This window comes from Serratia marcescens (assembly GCF_006715005.1).
GTDB classification, from domain to species: Bacteria; Pseudomonadota; Gammaproteobacteria; order Enterobacterales; family Enterobacteriaceae; genus Serratia; species Serratia montpellierensis.
The window spans coordinates 4,364,453-4,384,246 of sequence record NZ_VFMJ01000001.1; the positions used below are offsets into that span (position 1 = coordinate 4,364,453).

Consider the following 19,794-nt stretch of genomic DNA (forward strand, 5'->3'; position numbering starts at 1 on the left):
AGCGCAATTTATTCACTGTCAATGTGAAGGACTCTCATGATCGAACTGAAACATTTACGGACGCTGCAGGCCCTGCGCAACAGCGGTTCGCTGGCGGGGGCGGCGGCCCAACTTCACCAGACGCAGTCTGCCCTGTCGCACCAGTTCAGCGATCTTGAGCAACGTCTGGGCTTCAAGCTGTTCGTGCGCAAGAGCCAGCCGCTGCGCTTCACCGCCCAGGGCGAGATCCTGCTGCAGCTGGCGGAGCAGGTCCTCCCGCAGATCCAACAGGCGTTGCAGGCCTGCCACGAGCCGCATCAGACCACGCTGCGCATCGCCATCGAATGCCACAGCTGCATACAGTGGCTGACGCCGGCGCTGGACAACTTCCGCCGGCGTTTCCCACAGGTGGTGATGGACTTTACTTCCGGCGTGACTTTCGATCCGCAGCCGGCCTTGCAACAGGGCGAACTGGATCTGGTGATGACGTCGGATATTCTGCCGCGCAGCGGCCTGCACTATTCGCCGATGTTCGATTTCGAGGTGCGTCTGGTGATGGCGCCGGATCATCCGCTGGCTGGCAAGCCGCACATCGAGCCGGAAGACTTAAGTGACGAAACGCTGTTGATTTACCCGGTGCAGCGCCAACGGCTGGATATCTGGCGGCATTTTCTGCAGCCGGCGGGCGTTAGCCCGGCGTTGAAGAACGTCGATAACACGCTGCTGCTGATCCAGATGGTATCGGCGCGGATGGGGATTGCGGCGCTGCCGCACTGGGTGGTGGAGAGTTTCGAACAGCAGGGGCTGGTGGTGACCAAAACCCTGGGTGACGGCCTGTGGAGCCGCCTGTACGCCGCCGTGCGCGACGGTGAACAGCGCCAGGCGGTGACCGAAGCCTTTATCCGCTCGGCCCGCCAGCACGCCTGCGATCATCTGCCGTTTGTACGCGATGCCGCACGCCCTGGCGCGACCGGCGCCAAAGCATTGGCAGCCGGCGTATAAACATTCGGGCCCCCCGTGCCGGGGTGGCCCACTCGCTTAACCGAGCTGTTTCGGCGCTACCCAGCGGCGATGCACCCACAGCGAAGCGACGATCACCGCCCCACCGATGATAAAGCTCGGCCAGTGCGGCTGCTGTTGCCAGATGGCCAGATTGACCAACAAACCGGCCGGCACATGCATATTGTTCATGATGCCGAGCGTGCCGGCATCCACCTGCGTCGCGCCGTAGTTCCACATGAAGTAGCCCAGCCCCGACGCCACCACGCCCAGCCAGATCAGCACGCCCCACTGCAGATTGGTGGTCGGCAGCTGCTGCGGATTGCCCCACAGGAACCAGGCCACCACCGCCACCGCCGCCGCCCCCAGGTAGAACCAGGAAAACGCAGTGTGCTGCGGCAAGGGGTGCACTTCCATCAGGCGCTTATAGCCGACCATGCCGATGGCGAAGCTGATATTCGCCGCCTGCACCAACAGCAGCCCCCACCAGAAATGCTCACTCAGCTGGTGATAGCGGATGATCGCCGCGCCCAGCACCGCCAGCAGCGCGCTGAAGACATAGCCCCAACGCAGGCGTCGGCCGCTCAGCAAGTCGTAGATCAGCGTGATGTACAGCGGCGTCAGCACGGTGAACAGCAGGAATTCCGGCACCGTCAGGTACAGGTAGGCACGGAAGCTGAACAGGTACATGATGCCCAGCTGGAAGGCGCCCACCAGCATATACAGCAGGATCACCTTGAGTTTGATATTGCGCCAACGCAGAAACGGCAGAAACACCAGCGCCGCCAGCCCGATGCGCACCAGCGCCGAGAACCCGCTGTCGACATGGCCCGCCAGGTACTCGCCAATCAGGCTGAAAGAAAATGCCCACAGGATGGTGGTTATAACCAAAAGCAGCACGATGGGTTCACCCTAAAAAGACCGAAAGGGCGATTGTAACGGAAGATGGACGCATAAGGGGATGAAAGGCGGTTTACATCTGAACAAAAGACAAACTACCGGCAAAATTTCACCGCTGGGTTAGGCTTAATAAAAAGACGAGGTAACCATCATGAAAACTTCTCACATTCTGTTCGCTCTTCTGTTGCTGCCTGGGTTGGCGGCGGCGGCCAACGGCGTAACCGACCTGCGTTCACAGCAGCAGTTACTCAACCAAAACAACCAGCAGGCGCAGCAACAGCGCCTGTTGAACAACCGGCAGATGGATCAACGCCGCCTGCAGCAGCAGCGACAGTTCGACAATCAACGGCAACAGCTGTTGCAAACCACGCCAAACGGCGGGCAGCTGCTGCCTAACGGCAACCAGCCGCGCGATCCGTTCAACCGCACCGCACCGGCGGTGCCGCAGGCGCCGATGCCGGCTACGCCCGCACGCCCATAACGGTGAGGATCAGCGGCGTGGTGATCGCCGCCAGCACGGTGGACATCACCAGGCTGGTGGCGGCCGGGCCGGTGAGCGTATTGAACTGGCGCGACATCAGGTAGACGTTCACCCCTACCGCCATCGACCCCAGCAGCACCACAACGCGGGTCTCCATCGGCGGCAGATCCATCATCCAGGCCAGCAGCCAAATCACTAGCGGCTGCACCAGCAATTTCAGCACGCAGATGGCGCTGCTCAGCCGCCAACCTTCGCCGATGCGATACTCCGCGAGCCCCATGCCAAGCACCACCAACGACAGCGGCGCCGCCACCTGGCCGAGCATGCTGACCGGCCGATCGACGAAGGCCGGCAGCGGCAGGCCGGTCAGGCTGAACAGGGTGCCGGACAGGATGCCGACGATCAGTGGGTTGGTCAGCACGCTGCGCGCGGTTTTAGCGAAGCCGCTCAGCGTCGGCGAGCCGTTGCGCGCCCATTCGATCGACACCGTGACCAGCGTCCACAGGATCAGGCCGTTGAACACCAGCACCAGCGCCACCGACGGGATCGCCGCCTGCCCCAGCATCACGCTGGCGATCGGCAAGCCGAGCATCACGTTATTGGAGAAAATACCGCCCAGCGCAAACACCGAACCGGCGACGCCATCCAGCCGGAAGAGATGCCGGGCGACGAGGCGGCCGAGCACAAACACGATCAGGCAACTGCCGAAGAACGCGATCAGCAGCCGGGCATCGACCGCCGGGCGCTGCGAGAAATCGCACATCATGCGAAACAGCATGGCGGGCAAGGCGAGGGAAAACACGAAACGCGTCAGGCCATCGGTGATGCTGGCAGGCCACTTCCCCCAGCGAATCAGCCCATAACCCAACGCGATCAGAACAAACAGCGGTAAAGACAGCACGATCTGGTGCCACAGTGACAGGATAAAGCCAGGCATCGCATTCCTTCCGGTGGTGCGGCGGCAAGGCTTGTCGTCGCGGGATTCATCGGTGCCGGATTAAAAATCCGGGCCGATCAAATCTATCCGGTCGGTGCAAATGCAGTCAACGCCCCAGTCGAGCAGCAGGCGCGCGCGATCCGGTTGGTTGACGGTATACACCAGAATGCGCAGCCCGGCGTCTTTCAACGCTTTCACCCGCTCGGCGGTCAGCGCTTTGTGATCGATATGCAGCGAGACGCAATCCAGACGTTCGGTCAGCTCGCGCCAGTTGTCGTCCCAGGCCTCCAGCAGCAGGCCGCGTGGCAAATCCGGCACGGTGCGCTGCGCCGCCGCCAGCGCTTCTACCGAGAAGGAAGAGAGCAGCGGATCGGTCTGCCCTTGCCACAGCAACCGCGCCGCCAGCGCCACCACCCGGCCGGTTTCATCGTCGCTGCCGGTGGTCGGCTTGATCTCGATATTGGCCATCAGGCCGTGTTCCTGGCAGCGTTCCGCCACCTCCGACAACAGCGGCAGCCGCTCGCCCTTGAAGGCCGAGCTGTACCAGTTACCGGCGTCCAGCTGCACCAGTTTGTCCCACGGCAGCTCGCCCGCCACGCCCCAACCGTTGCTGGTGCGATCCAGCGTGTCGTCGTGCAGCAGGAAAATTTGCCCGTCCTGCGCCAGCTTGGCATCGAACTCGATCATCTTGTGGCCGTGGCGCGCGCCGACGTCGATCGCCGCCAGGGTGTTTTCCGGCGCCAGAGAACCGCCGCCGCGGTGGGCGACGATATGAGGGTAAGGCCAGGGTCTAGTCATCAATCCATCCGTAATCCGCTGTGGGTGTCAAAGAAGTGCAGCGCCTGAGCAGGCAGCTGCAAATATAGCGTACTGCCCGCCGCCGGCAAGGTTTCATGCGACAGCCGCGCGATCACCCCGTGGCCGCCCCACTGGCCGTGCGCCAGATTGTCGGCCCCCAGCAGTTCCAGCGTCTGCAGCTGCAGCGGCACGCCCTGGCCTTGCGCCACCAGCTGAATATGCTCCGGCCGAACGCCCAGCGTCAACTGCCGCCCCGCCCACTGCGGCTTGGCCGCCGGCAACGGCAGCGCCATGCCGTCCGCCAGCAGCAGCTGGCCGCCGTCGGCACTGAGGGTGCCGGGCAGCAGGTTCATCGCCGGCGATCCGATAAAGCCGGCGACAAACAGCGAAGCCGGCCGTTGGTACACTTCACTCGGGGTGCCGATCTGCTCCGCCACGCCCTTGTTCATTACGATCACCCGCTGCGCCAGCGTCATCGCCTCCACCTGATCGTGGGTGACGTACAGGCTGGTGGTTTTCAGACGACGATGCAGCTGCTGCAGCTCCAGGCGCATCTGCACCCGCAGCTTGGCGTCCAGGTTGGACAGCGGCTCATCGAACAGGAATACCGCCGGTTCGCGCACGATGGCGCGCCCCATCGCCACGCGCTGGCGCTGGCCGCCGGAAAGTTCGCGCGGTTTGCGCTTGAGCAGCGGCTCCAGCTCCAGGATGCGCGCCGCCTCCTCCACCCGCTGGCGGATATGATCTTTGCCGAAACCGCGGATCTTGAGGCCGTAGGCCATGTTGTCGTACACGCTCATGTGCGGATAGAGCGCGTAGTTCTGGAACACCATCGCGATGCCGCGATCCTTGGGCTCCAGATCGGTCACGCGCCGGGTATCGATATAGATATCGCCGCTGGTGGTGCGTTCCAGCCCGGCCACCATACGCAGCAGCGTGGATTTGCCGCAGCCGGACGGGCCGACCATCACGATGAATTCGCCGTCCGCCACATCGAGGTCGATCTGTTTGATCACCGGCGTTTTACCGTCGTAAGACTTGGTGACCGCCTGTAGTTTTAATCCTGCCATCGTCGTTATTTCTCGCTATCAACCAGACCGCGCACAAACCAGCGCTGCATCAGAAGCACCACCGCCAGCGGTGGCAATAAAGTCAGAATCATCGCCGCCATCACCTGGTTCCACTGGGTCGGCGCGCCGGAAGTGGAGATCATGCTCTTGATGCCCGCCACCGCGGTGCCCATCGAGGCGTCGCTGGTGATCAGGATCGGCCACAGGTATTGGTTCCAGCCGTAGATAAAGGTGATGACGAACAGCGCCGCCAGATTGGTTTTCGACAGCGGCAGCACGATGTCCCAGAAGAAACGCATCGGCCCGGCGCCGTCGATGCGCGCCGCCTCCAGCAGCTCATCCGGCAGCGTCATGAAGAACTGACGCAGCAGGAAGGTCGCGGTGGCCGAGGCCATCAGCGGCAGCGTCAGGCCGGTGTAGCTGTCCAGCAAGTTGAGGTTGGAGATCACCTCCACCGTCGGGAAAATGCGCACCTCCACCGGCAGCATCAGGGTGAGGAAAATCAGCCAGAAGAACAGGCTGCGCATCGGGAAACGGAAATACACGATGGCGTAAGCCGACAGCACCGACACCGCGATCTTGCCGAAGGTGATCGCCAGCGCCATGATCACGCTGTTGAGCAGCAGCAGCGAGAACGGCACCTTGAGGTTGCCCACGCCGCCCTGCCAGATATTACGGATGTTCTCCCACAGGTGGCCACCGGGCACTAGCGTCATCGGCACCTGAAACACCTGCTTGTCGTCCAGCGTGGCGGCGACAAAGGCCACGTACAGCGGGAACAGCACCACCAGCACGCCGATAATCAGCATCACATGGCTGAAGATATCCAGCCCGCGTCGATTCTCAATCATTGATAGCGCACCTTACGTTCAACGAAGCGGAACTGGATCACCGTCAGGCCGATCACCAGCAGCATCAGGATCACCGACTGTGCGGCGGAGCTGGAGAGATCCAATCCGGCGAAGCCTTCGCGGTAGATCTTGTAGATCAACGTGGTGGTGGACTGCACCGGCCCGCCGCCGGTGGCGGCGTCGATCACCGGGAAGGTATCGAAGAAGGCGTACACCAGATTGACCACCAGCAGGAAGAAGCTCACCGGCGCGATCAGCGGCAGCACCAGATGGAAGAAACGCCGCACCGGGCCGGCGCCGTCGATGGCCGCCGCCTCCACCAGCGAGCGCGGGATCGACTGCAGCGCCGCGAGGAAAAACAGGAAGTTATAGCTTATCTGCTGCCACACCGAGGCCAGCACCACCAGGAACATCGCCTGGCCGCTGTTTTGCGCATGGTTCCAGTTATAGCCCAGCCCGTTGAGGAAATGGGTGATCAACCCCAGGCCGGGGTTGAACAGAAAGATCCACAGCACCGCCGCCACCGCCGGCGCCACCGCATAGGGCAGGATCATCAGCGTGCGATAGAGGCGGCTGCCGCGCAGCACGTAGTCCACCAGCGCGGCGAAGAACAGCGACACCGCCAGCCCGATGCCCGCCACCAGGAAGCTGAAGATCAGCGTGGTGTAAAACGAGTCGAGGTAGTAAGGATCCTGGAACAGCTGCGTAAAGTTATCCAGCCCGACAAACTGGCTGGACAGGCCGAACGGATCGAGGCTCTGCACCGAATACCACAGCGCCTCGCCGGCGGGCCATAAAAAGAACACGGCGGTAATCAGCAGCTGCGGCAGCACCAACGCATAGGGCAGCCAGCTGCAGCCGAAACCGGGACGGGAAGATGACATAGAAGTTAAACCATTAATCGGGTACGGAAGGATCGGCGTGAAGACGCGAGCCCGGTCTGCCGGGCTCGCGACGCAGGGTTACTTGGTCGATGCTTCGAAGCGGCGCAGCAGCACGTCACCGCGCTGCACGGCGGCGTCCAACGCCTGCTGAGGCGTTTTCTTGCCGGTCCACACGCCTTCCAACTCCTCATCCACCACGCTGCGGATCTGCGGCATATTGCCCAGGCGCAGGCCCTTGGTGAACGGCAACGGCGGCTTGTTCAGCATCTGGCGAGTGGCGACGTCAGCACCCGGGTTCTTGTCGTAGAAGCCCTGCTGCTTGGTCAGATCGTAAGCCGCGGTGGTAATCGGCAGATAGCCGGTCTTCTGGTGCCATTCGGCGGCGATTTCCGGCTGCGCCAGGTACTGCAGGAACTCGGCCACGCCCTTGTAGGTGGCGGCGTCTTTGCCGTTCATCACCCACAGGCTGGCCCCGCCGATGATGGCGTTCTGCGGCGCGTTTTTCGCGTCGGCGTCGTACGGCATCATGCCGACGCCGTAGTTGAATTTGGCGTAGTGCTTGATGTCCGCCAGCGAACCGGATGACGCGGTGGTGATGGCGCAGTCGCCGTTATAAAACTTCTCGGTGGATTCGTCTTTGCGGCCGAAGTAGGTGAAATCGCCCTTCTTGTTCATCGCCTCCAGCAGCTCGATGTGCTTGACCTGCAGCGGCTTGTTGAACTCCAGCTTGGCGTTGGTGCCGCCGAACCCGTTGTTTTCGCTGGCGAACGGCACGCCGTGCCAGGCGCTGAAGTTCTCCAGCTGGATCCAGCCCTGCCAGCCGCTGGCGTAGCCGCACTTCATGCCGGCCTCACGCAGCTTGGCAGTATCCGCCGCCAGCTCCTGCCAGGTTTTCGGCGGCTGGTCCGGGTTCAGGCCGGCCTTCTTGAAGGCGTCTTTGTTGTAGTACAGCACCGGCGTGGAGCTGTTGAACGGTTGAGACAGCAGATGGCCGCTCTTGTTGTCGGTGTAATAGCCGGCTACCGTCGGCACGAACACCGACTCGTCGAAGTTGATGCCGGCCTCTTTAAACACCTCGTAGACCGGTTTGATGGCCTTGCTGGCCATCATGGTGGCGGTGCCCACCTCGTAAACCTGCAGGATCGCCGGCGCCTTGCCGGAGCGGTAAGCGGCGATACCCGCCGCCAGGCTCTGTTCGTAGTTGCCTTTATAAACCGGCACAATCTTGACGTCGCTGTGCGACTGGTTGAAGCGATCCGCCAGGGAATCCACTTCCTTACCCAGTTCGCCTTCCATCGAATGCCAGAACGGGATCTCGGTCGCCGCCAGCGCCTGAGTGCTGACCGCCAGGGTCAACGCGACGCACAGCGTGGTTTTGCGAATAGCGTAGGTGAGCATGCCTAACTCCTGAAAAAAGCTGGTGTAAAAGCGCGTGAGCGAAAAGAATCAATTCTTGATGAGGGAGTGCCCCCTATAGCTTTCGAGTTGCAGCTAGGCGGCAACCTGCTGGCACCCTGGAGCTTAGCTAACTAAGTGACAGGGGGGCAGTCGGGCAGCCAACAACGCTGCGGCTCGAAAGATGACGGGGGATAACATGCCATGCGCGGATGACAGAAAAATAACCGTTATATGACAGCCACATGACGGCAAGGTGAAGTGAAGATGGCGGTTTGATGTCGGCGGCGGGCATGGGCTCCGCCGCCGCGAGGATTACAGCGAACGGCGCAGACGCGCCACCGCTTCCTGCATCTGCTGTTCGGTGGCGGTGGCGAACGACAGGCGGAAGGTCGAACGATCCGGGTTGTCGGAGAAGAAGTATTCCCCCGGCACGAACACCACGCCCTGCTGCAGGGTAGCGTTCAGCCATTCGGTGGCGTTGAACGGCTGGCGGAAACGTGCCCACAGGAACATGCCGCCCTTCGGCTTATCGAAGGTGATGTAGTCGCCCAGCTCCTGCTCCACCAAACCGGCCAGGATCTCGCCCTTCTGTTTGTAGGCGGCGCGGATCTTGTCGATCTGCGCCGGCAGGCGGCCCAGGCCGAGGTAGCATTCGACGATGCTCTGCGACAGCGCGCTGGCGTGCAGATCCGCCGCCTGCTTGATGATCGCCACTTTATGCAGCAGGAACGGCGGCAGGATCGCCCAGCCCAACCGCAGGCCCGGCGCCAGGATCTTGGAGAAGGTCGAGGTATAGATGATGTGGTCGGTGTTGCCCAGCACCCGCTGTGACACCTGATGCAGCGTCGGGTGGCGCTCTTCGGTAAAACGCAGCTCGCCGTACGGATCGTCTTCGATGATCAGGAAGTTATGTTCGGCGGCCAGCTTCACCAGCAGTTCGCGGCGCTCGGCGCTCAGAGTGATGCCGCTGGGGTTGCCGAAGTTCGGCACCACGTACACGCCCTTGATGCGCTGGGTTTTCAGCAGCTCGGCCAGCTCTTCCACCACCATGCCGTCGCTGTCGGACGAGACCGACATGATGTTGGCTTCCGCCAGCTCCAACGTTTGCAGCGCCGCCAGGTAGGTCGGGCGCTCCACCACGAACACGTCGCCGGGGTTGACGATGGCGCGCATCACCAAATCCAATGCCTGCTGCGAGCCGGCGGTAACCATCACCTCTTCCGCGCCAGCGGTGACGCCGCGCTCGGCGCACAGCGCGCAAATGCGCTCACGCAGCAGCGGGCTGCCCTCGGTCAGGCCATACTGGAACGCGCTTTTCGGCTGTTCGGTGATCGCCTGCTGGGTGGCGATGCTCAATCCTTCGAAATCGAACAGCGCATCAGAGGGGATGCCGCCCGCCAGCGAAATGACGTGTTCCATCTTGCTGTGTTTAAGCAATTCACGGATGGCCGAACTTTTTACGTTAACGATGCGCTGCGCGAGTAACCCTTCTGTCTTCATTTCTTCTTCTCGTACCTGATTATTTTAATTCGTAGGGGGGCGGATTAACCGCCCAGATACGCCGACCTCACTGCTTCGTTGGCTAACAATGCAGCCCCCGTATCTTCCAACACCACGCGGCCGTTTTCCAGCACATAACCGCGGTCCGCCAATTTCAGCGCCTGATTGGCGTTTTGCTCCACCAGGAAGATGGTCATGCCCTCTTCCCGCAGCTGCTGAATGATGTCGAAAATCTGCTGGATGATGATCGGCGCCAGCCCGAGCGAGGGCTCGTCGAGCAGCAACAGCTTCGGCTGGCTCATCAGCGCGCGGCCGATGGCCAACATCTGCTGCTCGCCGCCGGACATGGTGCCGGCGCGCTGGCTTCGGCGCTCCAGCAGGCGCGGGAACAGAGTGAACACCCGTTCGATGCGCTGTTGATACTGCCGGCGATCGGCGAAGAAGCCGCCCATCGCCAGGTTTTCTTCCACCGTCATGCGCGAGAAGACGCGCCGCCCTTCCGGCACGATCGCCACCGCTTCGCGCATGATGCGCGAGGTTTGCCACTGGGTGATGTCCTGGTTCTGAAAGACGATGCTGCCTTCGCTGGCGCGCGGCTCACCGCACAGGGTGCCGAGCAGCGTGGTTTTACCGGCGCCGTTGGCGCCGATTAACGTCACGATTTCCCCCTGGCTTATCGTGAGACTGACCTGATGCAGCGCCTGAATTTTGCCGTAATGGGCGGATACCTGATTGAATGACAACATATTATTCTTCGCCCAAATAAGCCCGGATCACGTCCGGGTTGTTGCGGATCTCCGCCGGTGTGCCCTGCGCCAGCGGCGTGCCCTGATTCACCACGTAAATGCGGTCGGAAATGCCCATCACCAGCTTCATGTCGTGCTCGATCAGCAGCACCGATACCTTATGCCGATCGCGCAGCTCGACGATCAGGTGATCCAGCTCGTCGGTCTCTTTCGGGTTGAGGCCGGCGGCCGGTTCATCCAGCATCAGCAGCTCCGGCCGGGTCACCATGCAGCGGGCGATCTCCAGCCGCCGCTGCTGCCCATAGGCCAGGTTGCCCGCCGAGCGGTTGGCCATTTCCAGCAGGCCGACGCGCTCCAGCCACTCCGCCGCGCGCGCCAGCGCTTCGGCTTCGGCGCGGCGGAACGCCGGGGTTTTCAGCAACCCGGCAAACACGCCGCTTTTCAGGTGCTGATGCTGCGCCACCAGCAGGTTTTCGATCACCGTCATTTCACGGAACAGCCGCACGTGCTGGAAGGTGCGCACCACCCCCATGCGGGCGATGGCCTGCCCCGCCAACCCTTCCAGGTGGCGATCGCGCAATTTGATGGTGCCGCCGGTCGGGCGGTAAAAACCGGTCAGGCAGTTGAACACCGTGGTCTTACCGGCGCCGTTGGGGCCGATCAGCGACACGATTTCACCTTCGTTCAGCGTCAACGCCACGTTGTTGACCGCCAGCAGCCCGCCGAAACGCATCGACAGGCCCTCCACCTGCAGCAAAGGTTGAACGCTCATGCCTGCTCCCCCTTGCCCGCGTGAATGTCCGCCGCCTGCAGCTTCAGCTGCGGCCGTTTCATCGGCAACAGCCCCTGCGGCCGCCAAATCATCATCAGCACCATCAGCGCACCCAGCAGCAACATGCTGTATTCATTCAGATCGCGCATCAGCTCGCGCGACACCACCAGCAGGATCGCCGCCAGAATGACCGCGAACTGCGAGCCCATGCCCCCCAGTACGACGATCGCCAGTACGAAGGCCGATTCGACGAAGGTGAAGGATTCCGGGCTGACGAACCCCTGGCGCGCGGCGAACAGCGTGCCGGCAAACCCGGCGAAAGCGGCGCTGATGGTAAAAGCGGTCAGCTTGATGCGCGTCGGGCTGAGGCCCAGCGAGCGGCAGGCGATCTCGTCTTCGCGCAGCGCTTCCCAGGCGCGCCCCAGCGGCATACGCAGCAGGCGGTTGATGACGAACAGCGTCAGCACCACCAGCAGCAGCGCCACCAGGTACAGGAACACGATGCGATCGCTCGGATCGTATTTCAGGCCGAAGAAGTTATGGAAGGTATCCCAGCCGCCGTCGCGCACGCTGCGGTTGAACTCCAGGCCGAAGAAGGTCGGTTTCGGGATCTGGCTGATGCCGTTCGGTCCGCCGGTGATCTCGGTATTGTTCAGCAGCAGGATGCGCACGATCTCACCGAAGCCGAGCGTCACGATCGCCAGGTAGTCGCCGCGCAGCCGCAGCACCGGGAAACCGAGCAGGAAGCCGAAGGCGGCGGTGACGATGCCCGCCAGCGGCAGGCTCTCCCAGAAGCCGAGGCCGTAATAGTGATTCAGCAGCGCGTAGGTGTAGGCGCCGATGGCGTAGAAACCGCCGTAGCCGAGCACCAGCAGACCGGACAAGCCCACCACCACGTTGAGGCCGAGGCCCAGCATCACGTAGATCAGCGTCAGGGTGGCGATATCCACCGTGCCGCGCGACACCAGGAACGGCCAGGCGACCGCCGCGACGATGAGCAGAGCCGCCAGCAGTTTTTGCCGCGGCGTGGTGCCGTCGAAGCTCGGCAGCACGAACGCCGGGCCGGAGACTTTTTTCAATCCCTGCTGCAGCAGCGGGCGCAACAGCTGGAAGAAAAAGACGATGACGCAGCCGATGCCGATCCACATCCAGCGTACTTCCGCCGCGCCGTGCACCACCAGCTTGGTGCCGTCCAGGCTAAGCTGCATGCCCATCAGGAACGACGCCATCACGAACAGCACCGCAGTGGCGATCAGCGCATTGAGCAGATTGAGTTTCATACTTTCTCAACCTCCGGACGCCCGAGGATGCCGGTCGGCATGATCAGCAGCACCACGATCAGCAACGCGAACGACACCACGTCTTTATATTCAGTGCTGAGGTAGGCGGAGGTCAGCGCTTCCGCCACGCCCAGCACCAGGCCGCCGATCATCGCGCCGGGAATGCTGCCGATACCGCCCAGAACCGCGGCGGTGAAGGCTTTCATACCGGCCATAAAGCCGATGTAAGGGTTGATGACGCCGTAGAACTGGCCGAGCAATACCCCGGCCACCGCCGCCATCACCGCCCCGATGACGAAGGTCAGCGAGATCACCCGGTCGGTGTTGATGCCCAGCAGGCTGGCCATCTTCAGGTCTTCCGCACAGGCGCGACAGGCGCGGCCCATGCGCGAATAACGGATAAACAGCGTCAGCGCCAGCATCGCCAGGAAGGTCACGAGCCAGATGATCAGCTGCATGGTGCTGATGGTGGCGGCGAAGCCGTTGCTTTCCCCCAGCACCCACTGGCCGGTCACCAGGCTGGGCAGCGCCAGATCGCGTGAGCCCTGCGTCAGGCTGACGTAGTTTTGCAGGAATATCGACATGCCGATGGCCGAGATCAGCGCAATCAGGCGCTTGGAGTTGCGCACCGGCTTGTAGGCCACCCGCTCGATGCTCCAGCCGTAGGCGCTGGCGATGACGATCGAGACCAGGAACGCGGCGCCGATCAGCAACCAGCCGACGTCGATACCGAGCATCATCAGGGCGGCGATGACGATAAAGGAGACATAGCTACCGATCATGTACACCTCGCCGTGGGCGAAGTTGATCATGCCGATGATGCCGTAAACCATGGTGTAACCGATGGCGATCAATGCATAGGTGCTGCCCAACGTTAAGCCGTTGAACATCTGCTGCAGAAAATAGAGGAGCTGCTCTGACATACTCTGAACCCTTGGCTGCGAAACCCGCCGGCGGAGAACCGGCGGGTAAAGGGAGACGGGGCCGGCAAGCCGACCCGCCGGGCGCAGCGGGCTGCGCCCCACCCTAATCATTATGGCTTATTTGATCGGTGTGGACGTGCCGTTGGCATGCCATTCGAACACGCCGAACTCGAAGCCTTTCAGATCGCCCTTGTCATCCCAGGTCAGCGGCCCCATCACGGTCTCCACCGGCTTGCCGGTTTTCAGATCCTTGACGATATCCGCCGGCTCCTGGCTGCCGCTGCGCTCCATGCCGGTGGTCAGCGACTGCAGCGCGGCATAGGTGGTCCAGACGAACGGGCCGGTCGGATCCAGCTTCTTGGCTTTCAATGCATCGACGATCGGCTGGTTGGCAGGCACCTGATCGTAGCGTTTCGGCAACGTCACCAGCATGCCTTCCGAAGCGGCCCCGGCGATGTTGGACAGCGAGGAGTTGCCCACGCCTTCCGGCCCCATGAAGCGGGTGGTCAACCCGGCCTGCTTGGCCTGACGCAGGATCTGGCCCATTTCCGGGTAGTAACCGCCGAAGTACACGAAGTCGATATTTTCTTTCTTCAGGCGCGCCACCAGGGTGGAGAAGTCTTTGTCGCCGGCGGTGATGCCTTCGAACATCGCCACTTCGGTGCCCTGTTTTTTCAGGCTGTCGCGCACCGAGCGCGCCAGGCCTTCACCGTATTGCTGCTTGTCGTGCACCACGGCGATGCGCTTCGGCTTGATGTCGCTGAGGATGTATTTGGCGGCGGTCGGGCCCTGATCCGAATCTAGGCCGGTGGTGCGCAGGATCATCTTGTAGCCGCGGGTGGTCAGATCGGCGTTGGTGGCCGCCGGGGTAATCATGATCACGCCTTCGTCTTCATAGATATCGGACGCCGGCTGGGTGGACGAGGAGCACAGGTGGCCGATCACGTAGCGAATGCCGTCGTTGATCACCTTGTTGGCGACCGCAACCGCCTGTTTCGGGTCGCAGGCGTCGTCGTATTCCACGCCGACCAGCTTGTCGCCCTTGATGCCGCCCTTGGCGTTGATGTCGGCAATCGCCTGGCGCGCGCCGGTAAACTCCATGTCGCCATACTGCGCGACCGGGCCGGACATCGCCCCGACGATCGCTACCTTGATGTCTTTCGCCATGGCCGCCTGGCTCATGGCCATCGCAATACAACCCGCCAGCAGTGCCTTACCTGTTGTTAATTTCATCCGCAAATCCCCATCTGTCGTTGTGAACGTACCTGTTGTGTTTGCCTGCGCCCGATCGTTATTGACCGCTTTTGTTATAAGTAATAATGATTTAGGCGCTTTGTCGGCATTATTTTCTAATAAGACTTTATTTTTCATGTCATTAAACAGGAATTTTCTTCTGCAAATCAACTTCATCAGGCAGAAACAAGCGGTGTAAACAGGATAAAATTCGAATTAAATCTGCGCTGTTTACCTTGAGGCGCAGCGCGTTGTGCTGGTTAACAAACCCTTTACTAACTATTTACTCGGAAAATGCCCCATGCAAAAAACATATTGCACAGTAATCGTACAGAAAAACTTACACAACGCTCTGCACAAGATCTATTACACTGTCGACATCATTTAGCTGCGCGGAAATTCTGCATGAAACTGACCATCGAGCGCCTGACCGCGCTGTCCCCGCAAGACCTTATCGACCTCGGTAAAATTTGGCCGCATCAGCAGCCGGAACAGTGGCAGCGCTGGCTGAGCGACGGCAAGGCGCTGTTCGCCGCCCGTTTCAACGAGCGCCTGCTGGGCGCGGTGAAAATCGCGCTGCAGGATGACCGCGCCGAGCTGCAGGACCTGCTGGTGCGCGAAGTGACGCGCCGCCGCGGCGTCGGTCTTTACCTGGTGCAGGATGCGCAGCGTCAGCTGCCGCAGGTCGTCCACTGGCAGCTGTCTACCGCCGGCCTGGCGCCGCGTGAACGTGGGGAAGTCGATAACTTCATGCGCGCCTGCGGCTTCGCACCGCAGGGCGACCTCTGGCAAAAATGAAACGCCGGCTGGCGGCGCTGGTCTTGATTGCGCTGGGGCTAGCGGCCGCGCTCCTCGGGCGCCAGCAGGCGCTGCGCCTGGCCTCAGGCTGGGATCAGCAGGTTTATGTCTGGCAGCGGGTTTGGACGCCGCAGCACGCCGATGCGCTGGCGCACAGCCGCGATCTGTTCACCGGGCTGCGGGTGCTGGCGCTGCAGGTGCATCCGCGCGAAGGCTGGCGGGAAATCCCGGCCGATCTCAGCCTGCTGAAGCAGGACGGCCGCCCGCTCTGGCTGGTCGCACGCCTCGACGGCCAGCTGCCGCAACTGGACCAAGAAGCCATTATCCAGCGTCTGCTGGCGATCACCCAACGCTGGCAGGCGGCCGGGCTGCCCGTCACCGGCGTCGAGATCGATCATGACGCCGCCACCGCCCGCCTGCCGGACTACCAACGCTTTCTACAGCGGCTGCGCCAACGGCTGCCCGCCGCTTTGCAACTCGGCATCACCGCCCTGCCGGCCTGGATCGGCTCACCCAACCTGCCCGGCGTACTGCAACAGGCCGACAGTTCCGTCCTGCAGGTGCACGCGGTGCTCTCGCCGCAGCAGGGGCTGTTTGACGGCCCCTTGGCGCTGCGCTGGGTGCGGCAGTACGCTGCCGTCACACCGAAGCCGTTTCGCGTCGCGCTGCCGGCCTACGGCATGGCGCTGCTGGGGTTTGATGCGCAGGGCGCGCAGGTGGAGAGCGAATCCTCGCTGCGCGTGGCGGGCAACGGCCGCGAGCTGACGGTCGCGCCGCAGCAGATCGCCGATTTTCTGCAAACGCTGGCGCAGCAAACGCCGCCCCGGCTGCGCGGCATTATCTGGTTCCGCTTGCCGCTGGCGGACGATCGGCGCGCCTGGTCGCTCGCCACGCTGCGAGCGGTGATCGAGCACCGGCCGCTGAACGTCGACTGGCAGGTAAAATTTAGGCCTCAGCCACAGCAAAACGGGCTGTATGATCTGATAATTCATAACAACGGGCCGGTGGATGCCCCGCTGCCGCAAGAGGTGGTCATCCGCGCCGACGACTGCCTGGCGGCGGACGCGGTCGGCAACTACCGGCTGGAATCCGCACCGCAACGGCAACGCTTTATTCGCATCAGCGGCGACCAGCTGCGCGCCGGGCAATCCCGGCCGCTGGGCTGGCTGCGCTGCCAACAACTGACGCCAGGAGGCACCCTTGTCACACCTTGATACGCGCGCGGCACGGAACACCCGCCGCCTTCTTCCGCTGGCCATGCTGATCGGCGCCGCGCTGGCGCTGCCGCTGAACGGCTATGCCTGCGGCCCGGATTTTCCTAACCGGCTGCTGATCGACCGCAACGGCACCCTGCTGTATATGCCGGAGGGCAATTTCGCCTTCGAAGCCGGCCGGCTGGTGCCGGCGGATAAACAGCTGCCGCGCTGGCAAGCCCCGCCGCCGCCGATGCCGCCGAAACCGATGCCGCAATCGCCGGAAACGATCGCGATCGGCAAAATGCGCGCCGCCAAAACGGTGGAAGAAGCTGACGCCGTCAATACGCAGGGGCTGTCCAACGCCGCGCGCCTTTATCAACTGGGCGCCGTCGCTTTCGCCGGCCACGATCCGCGCGCCACAGACTATTTCCAACAGGTGCTGAAGCTACCGGCCGCCGAACAGGGCGACTGGGGGCTACGGGCGCAGTATTCGCTTGGGCGGATATTGATGGCTGACCACGGTACGCCGGTGAATGAATCTGGTGAAGCGGCGCCCGCCGCCGAGCATCCGCCAAAAGCCACGCTTGAGCAGGCGCTGGCGGCGTTCCAGCAGGTGATCGACCGGGTGAAAAGCGGCGCCGCCGATCCCGATCAGCTGGCGCTGAGCAGCCTCGGGCAGCAGGCGCGTATCCACCTGTGGCTGGGGGACGTCGCCCCCGCCGCCCACCTCTATGCGCTACAGGCGGCGCAGGGCGATCCAAGCGGCGGGCAGTCGCTACAGTACGTCTCCAGCTACCTGGTCAATCCCGACCATCTGGAAACGCTGAAACAGATCATCGGCGATCCGTTGATCCAGCAGTTGGTGACCATTGAGCTGTTCGCCCGCAGCGGCAACCTGCAAATGGCGGATACCGACGGCAACGGCCGCTCCGCCCAGATTATCAGCCAGATCCTGACGCTGCTGGACGGCACGGTGAAAAGCGGCTTCGCCGGCAGCGATCGGCTGGCGGCATTGGCCTACCGTTCCGGGCAGTACCCGATGGCGGCCAGCCTGCTGAAAAACGCCGGCGACAGCGGCCTGGCGTGGTGGCTGCGCGCCAAGATGGCGCTGCGCGACGGTGACGTGAAAGCTGCCACCGCCGCCTATGCCAAGGCGGCAAGCGCATTCCCCGCCGACGAAAGCTGGGGCGAACAGCGCAACGCCGACTTCGTCGCGGAAACCATCGTGCCCGAGTGCCGGGTGGCCGGCGAACAGGCTATCCTGGCGCTCAACCGCGGCGACTATCTGCAGGCGATGGACCTGCTGTATCGCGGCAAGGCGATCTACTGGGCCGACGTAGCCGACGTGGCGGAGCGGGTGCTGACCGTCGATGAGTTGAAAGGCTTTGTCGATAAGCACGCCCCGGCGCCGACGACGCCGCTCAAGCCGGTTAACCCGGACGACTACGGCGGCCAGCAGATCACGCCGGAAGTGCAGCTGCGCGAACTGTTGGCGCGGCGCTTGATGCGCGCCGGGCGGGCCGCAGAGGCGCAGGCCTACTTCGATATCCCCAACTACCGCCAGGCGGCGCAGCAGTATGCCGACGAGCTGAAGGCCGCCAAGGACAAGTCCGCCGCGCCGCTGACGCGCGCACAGGCTTACTATCGCGCCGCCAACCTGCTACGCGCCCAGGGGCTGGAGTTTACCGGCTATGAGATGACGCCGGACTACGCCATCTATGGCGCCGGCTATTCCTATCTGGGGGATGCGTTCGATACTCGCGAGCTGAAGCACAAAAGCTGGATAGACAGCGCAGAAGCGGCGCGCGCCAAGGCGGCGCTGCCGGCGCAGGACAACCGTTTCCTGCACTATCGCTGGCAGGCCGTGGGGTTGGCGCAGCAGGCGGCCGATCTGCTGCCGCCGAAAAGCCAGGCCTACGCCGCCGTGCTGTGTAACGCCGCCAGCTGGGTTATCAAGCGTGACGCCAAGACCGGCCGGGCACTTTATCAGCGCTACATCAACACCGGCACCCGCTACCCGTGGGCGGCAAAATTCGGCTACGACTGCCCGGCGCCGGACTTCGCCACTGTTGCGCCATAACGCCGAATTTCAGGCATGAAAAAGCCCGGCTTGCCGGGCTTTTTTTTCGAATATCGCATCGACTCAGGCTTCAATCGCCATTTTCAATTTCTTCATGGCGTTCTTTTCCAACTGGCGCACGCGCTCGGCGGAAACGCCGTACTGATCGGCCAGCTCCTGCAGCGTCGACTTGTTGTCGTCGTCCAGCCAACGGGCGCGGATGATATGCTGGCTGCGCTCGTCCAGACCTTCCAGCGCATAGGCCAGTTTGTCTGCGGCGTTGCTTTCCCAGTTATCTTCCTCGATGCCTTCGGCGAAGTCGGAGCTCTTGTCCTGCAGGTACAGCACCGGCGCCATCGCCTGGCCATCGCGGGCCTCGTCGTCCGGAGTCGGATCGAAGGTCATGTCCTGCGCCGCCATGCGAGATTCCATCTCGCGCACGTCTTTGCTGGTGACGCCCAGCTCGCGGGCCACCAGCTCCACTTCGTCCTGGTTGAACCAACCCAAACGCTGTTTGGTTTTGCGCAGGTTAAAGAACAGCTTGCGCTGCGCTTTGGTGGTCGCCACTTTCACGATGCGCCAGTTGCGCAATACGTACTCGTGGATTTCCGCCTTAATCCAATGCACCGCAAAGGAAACCAGACGCACGCCGACTTCAGGGTTGAAGCGGCGAACGGCTTTCATCAGGCCGATATTGCCTTCCTGAATCAGGTCCGCCTGCGGCAGACCGTAGCCTGAATAGTTGCGGGCAATATGAGCGACAAAGCGCAGGTGAGACAGGATGAGCTGCTTAGCGGCATCCAGATCGCCCTGATAATGCAGCCGTTCAGCCAGCTCCCGCTCTTCCTCTGCCGTCAGCATCGGATAGGCGTTGGCTGCCCGGATATAGGCTTCCAAGCTACCTTGGGGTACTAAGGCTAAAGTTTGCATTTCTTTGGTCATTCAAACCCTCTCTATGAGAATACAAAATCATGCAGGTGATTATTACAG

General features: G+C 62.4%; 19 protein-coding genes. 5 read left to right on the forward strand and 14 right to left on the reverse strand.

Annotation, left to right across the window (positions count from 1 at the left end; translation table 11 throughout):
* Positions 1-36: 36 nt before the first annotated feature.
* Positions 37-981 carry an HTH-type transcriptional regulator MetR gene (gene metR, locus FHU12_RS21215; RefSeq protein ID WP_141971643.1) on the forward strand — a complete coding sequence of 315 codons (945 nt, stop codon included), beginning with the start codon at positions 37-39 and terminating at the stop codon, positions 979-981.
* A 36-nt stretch (positions 982-1,017) separates the two neighbouring features.
* On the opposite strand, the gene FHU12_RS21220 is transcribed toward metR, so the two are convergent.
* Complete coding sequence (locus FHU12_RS21220; RefSeq protein WP_048232416.1) at positions 1,018-1,878, reverse strand: carboxylate/amino acid/amine transporter; 861 nt, start codon at positions 1,876-1,878, stop codon at positions 1,018-1,020.
* Between the two features lie 151 nt (positions 1,879-2,029).
* Here FHU12_RS21220 and FHU12_RS21225 point away from each other — a divergent pair, with 151 nt between their 5' ends.
* A complete protein-coding gene (locus FHU12_RS21225; RefSeq protein WP_141971644.1) occupies positions 2,030-2,359 on the forward strand; it encodes a hypothetical protein in 330 nt (109 codons plus the stop codon).
* Here FHU12_RS21225 and FHU12_RS21230 read toward each other — a convergent pair.
* The 12 genes from FHU12_RS21230 to FHU12_RS21285 all read right to left on the reverse strand — a co-directional run bounded on the left by FHU12_RS21230 (position 2,340) and on the right by FHU12_RS21285 (position 14,751).
* Positions 2,340-3,296: an AEC family transporter gene (locus FHU12_RS21230; RefSeq protein WP_141971645.1), complete on the reverse strand. Its 957-nt coding sequence runs from the start codon at positions 3,294-3,296 to the stop codon at positions 2,340-2,342. The two genes, FHU12_RS21225 and FHU12_RS21230, sit on opposite strands and share 20 nt — an antisense overlap.
* Before the next feature lie 60 nt (positions 3,297-3,356).
* Entirely contained in the window at positions 3,357-4,094 is a 738-nt protein-coding gene (ugpQ, locus tag FHU12_RS21235) for a glycerophosphodiester phosphodiesterase (RefSeq protein WP_141957700.1), read from the reverse strand.
* Positions 4,094-5,164: a sn-glycerol-3-phosphate import ATP-binding protein UgpC gene (locus tag FHU12_RS21240; RefSeq protein WP_141971647.1), complete on the reverse strand. Its 1,071-nt coding sequence runs from the start codon at positions 5,162-5,164 to the stop codon at positions 4,094-4,096. Before FHU12_RS21240 ends, ugpQ begins: the two co-directional genes overlap by 1 nt.
* A gap of 5 nt (positions 5,165-5,169) precedes the next feature.
* A complete protein-coding gene (ugpE, locus tag FHU12_RS21245; protein ID WP_141971649.1) occupies positions 5,170-6,015 on the reverse strand; it encodes a sn-glycerol-3-phosphate ABC transporter permease UgpE in 846 nt (281 codons plus the stop codon).
* Positions 6,012-6,899, reverse strand: a complete 888-nt coding sequence (gene ugpA / locus FHU12_RS21250) for a sn-glycerol-3-phosphate ABC transporter permease UgpA (RefSeq protein ID WP_099816946.1) — start codon at positions 6,897-6,899, stop codon at positions 6,012-6,014. The genes ugpE and ugpA overlap by 4 nt, the downstream gene beginning before the upstream one ends.
* A gap of 78 nt (positions 6,900-6,977) precedes the next feature.
* Positions 6,978-8,297 (reverse strand): sn-glycerol-3-phosphate ABC transporter substrate-binding protein UgpB, encoded by a 1,320-nt coding sequence (gene ugpB, locus FHU12_RS21255; RefSeq protein WP_049195230.1) that lies wholly within the window; start codon positions 8,295-8,297, stop codon positions 6,978-6,980.
* A gap of 312 nt (positions 8,298-8,609) precedes the next feature.
* A complete protein-coding gene (locus FHU12_RS21260) occupies positions 8,610-9,797 on the reverse strand; it encodes an aminotransferase-like domain-containing protein (protein ID WP_141971650.1) in 1,188 nt (395 codons plus the stop codon).
* 44 nt (positions 9,798-9,841) lie between these two features.
* Entirely contained in the window at positions 9,842-10,543 is a 702-nt protein-coding gene (gene livF / locus FHU12_RS21265; protein ID WP_038874157.1) for a high-affinity branched-chain amino acid ABC transporter ATP-binding protein LivF, read from the reverse strand.
* A gap of 1 nt (position 10,544) precedes the next feature.
* A complete protein-coding gene (livG, locus tag FHU12_RS21270; protein ID WP_025304904.1) occupies positions 10,545-11,315 on the reverse strand; it encodes a high-affinity branched-chain amino acid ABC transporter ATP-binding protein LivG in 771 nt (256 codons plus the stop codon).
* Positions 11,312-12,595, reverse strand: a complete 1,284-nt coding sequence (locus FHU12_RS21275; protein WP_060441197.1) for a high-affinity branched-chain amino acid ABC transporter permease LivM — start codon at positions 12,593-12,595, stop codon at positions 11,312-11,314. Before FHU12_RS21275 ends, livG begins: the two co-directional genes overlap by 4 nt.
* The gene (livH, locus tag FHU12_RS21280) at positions 12,592-13,518 is read right to left on the reverse strand and encodes a high-affinity branched-chain amino acid ABC transporter permease LivH (protein WP_038874154.1); all 927 of its coding nucleotides are present in this window, start codon (positions 13,516-13,518) and stop codon (positions 12,592-12,594) included. Before livH ends, FHU12_RS21275 begins: the two co-directional genes overlap by 4 nt.
* A gap of 117 nt (positions 13,519-13,635) precedes the next feature.
* Complete coding sequence (locus tag FHU12_RS21285; protein WP_025304902.1) at positions 13,636-14,751, reverse strand: branched-chain amino acid ABC transporter substrate-binding protein; 1,116 nt, start codon at positions 14,749-14,751, stop codon at positions 13,636-13,638.
* Between the two features lie 405 nt (positions 14,752-15,156).
* Here FHU12_RS21285 and panM point away from each other — a divergent pair, with 405 nt between their 5' ends.
* The 3 genes from panM to FHU12_RS21300 are packed head-to-tail and all read left to right on the forward strand — an operon-like array spanning position 15,157 to position 18,825.
* A complete protein-coding gene (panM, locus tag FHU12_RS21290) occupies positions 15,157-15,549 on the forward strand; it encodes an aspartate 1-decarboxylase autocleavage activator PanM (RefSeq protein WP_141971652.1) in 393 nt (130 codons plus the stop codon).
* Entirely contained in the window at positions 15,546-16,763 is a 1,218-nt protein-coding gene (locus FHU12_RS21295) for a DUF3142 domain-containing protein (RefSeq protein ID WP_141971654.1), read from the forward strand. Before panM ends, FHU12_RS21295 begins: the two co-directional genes overlap by 4 nt.
* A 43-nt stretch (positions 16,764-16,806) precedes the next feature.
* Positions 16,807-18,825, forward strand: a complete 2,019-nt coding sequence (locus FHU12_RS21300) for a hypothetical protein (protein WP_141973051.1) — start codon at positions 16,807-16,809, stop codon at positions 18,823-18,825.
* A gap of 63 nt (positions 18,826-18,888) precedes the next feature.
* On the opposite strand, the gene rpoH is transcribed toward FHU12_RS21300, so the two are convergent.
* Positions 18,889-19,746, reverse strand: coding sequence for an RNA polymerase sigma factor RpoH (gene rpoH / locus FHU12_RS21305; protein WP_038874147.1), 858 nt, complete (start codon positions 19,744-19,746; stop codon positions 18,889-18,891).
* Positions 19,747-19,794 lie beyond the last annotated feature (48 nt).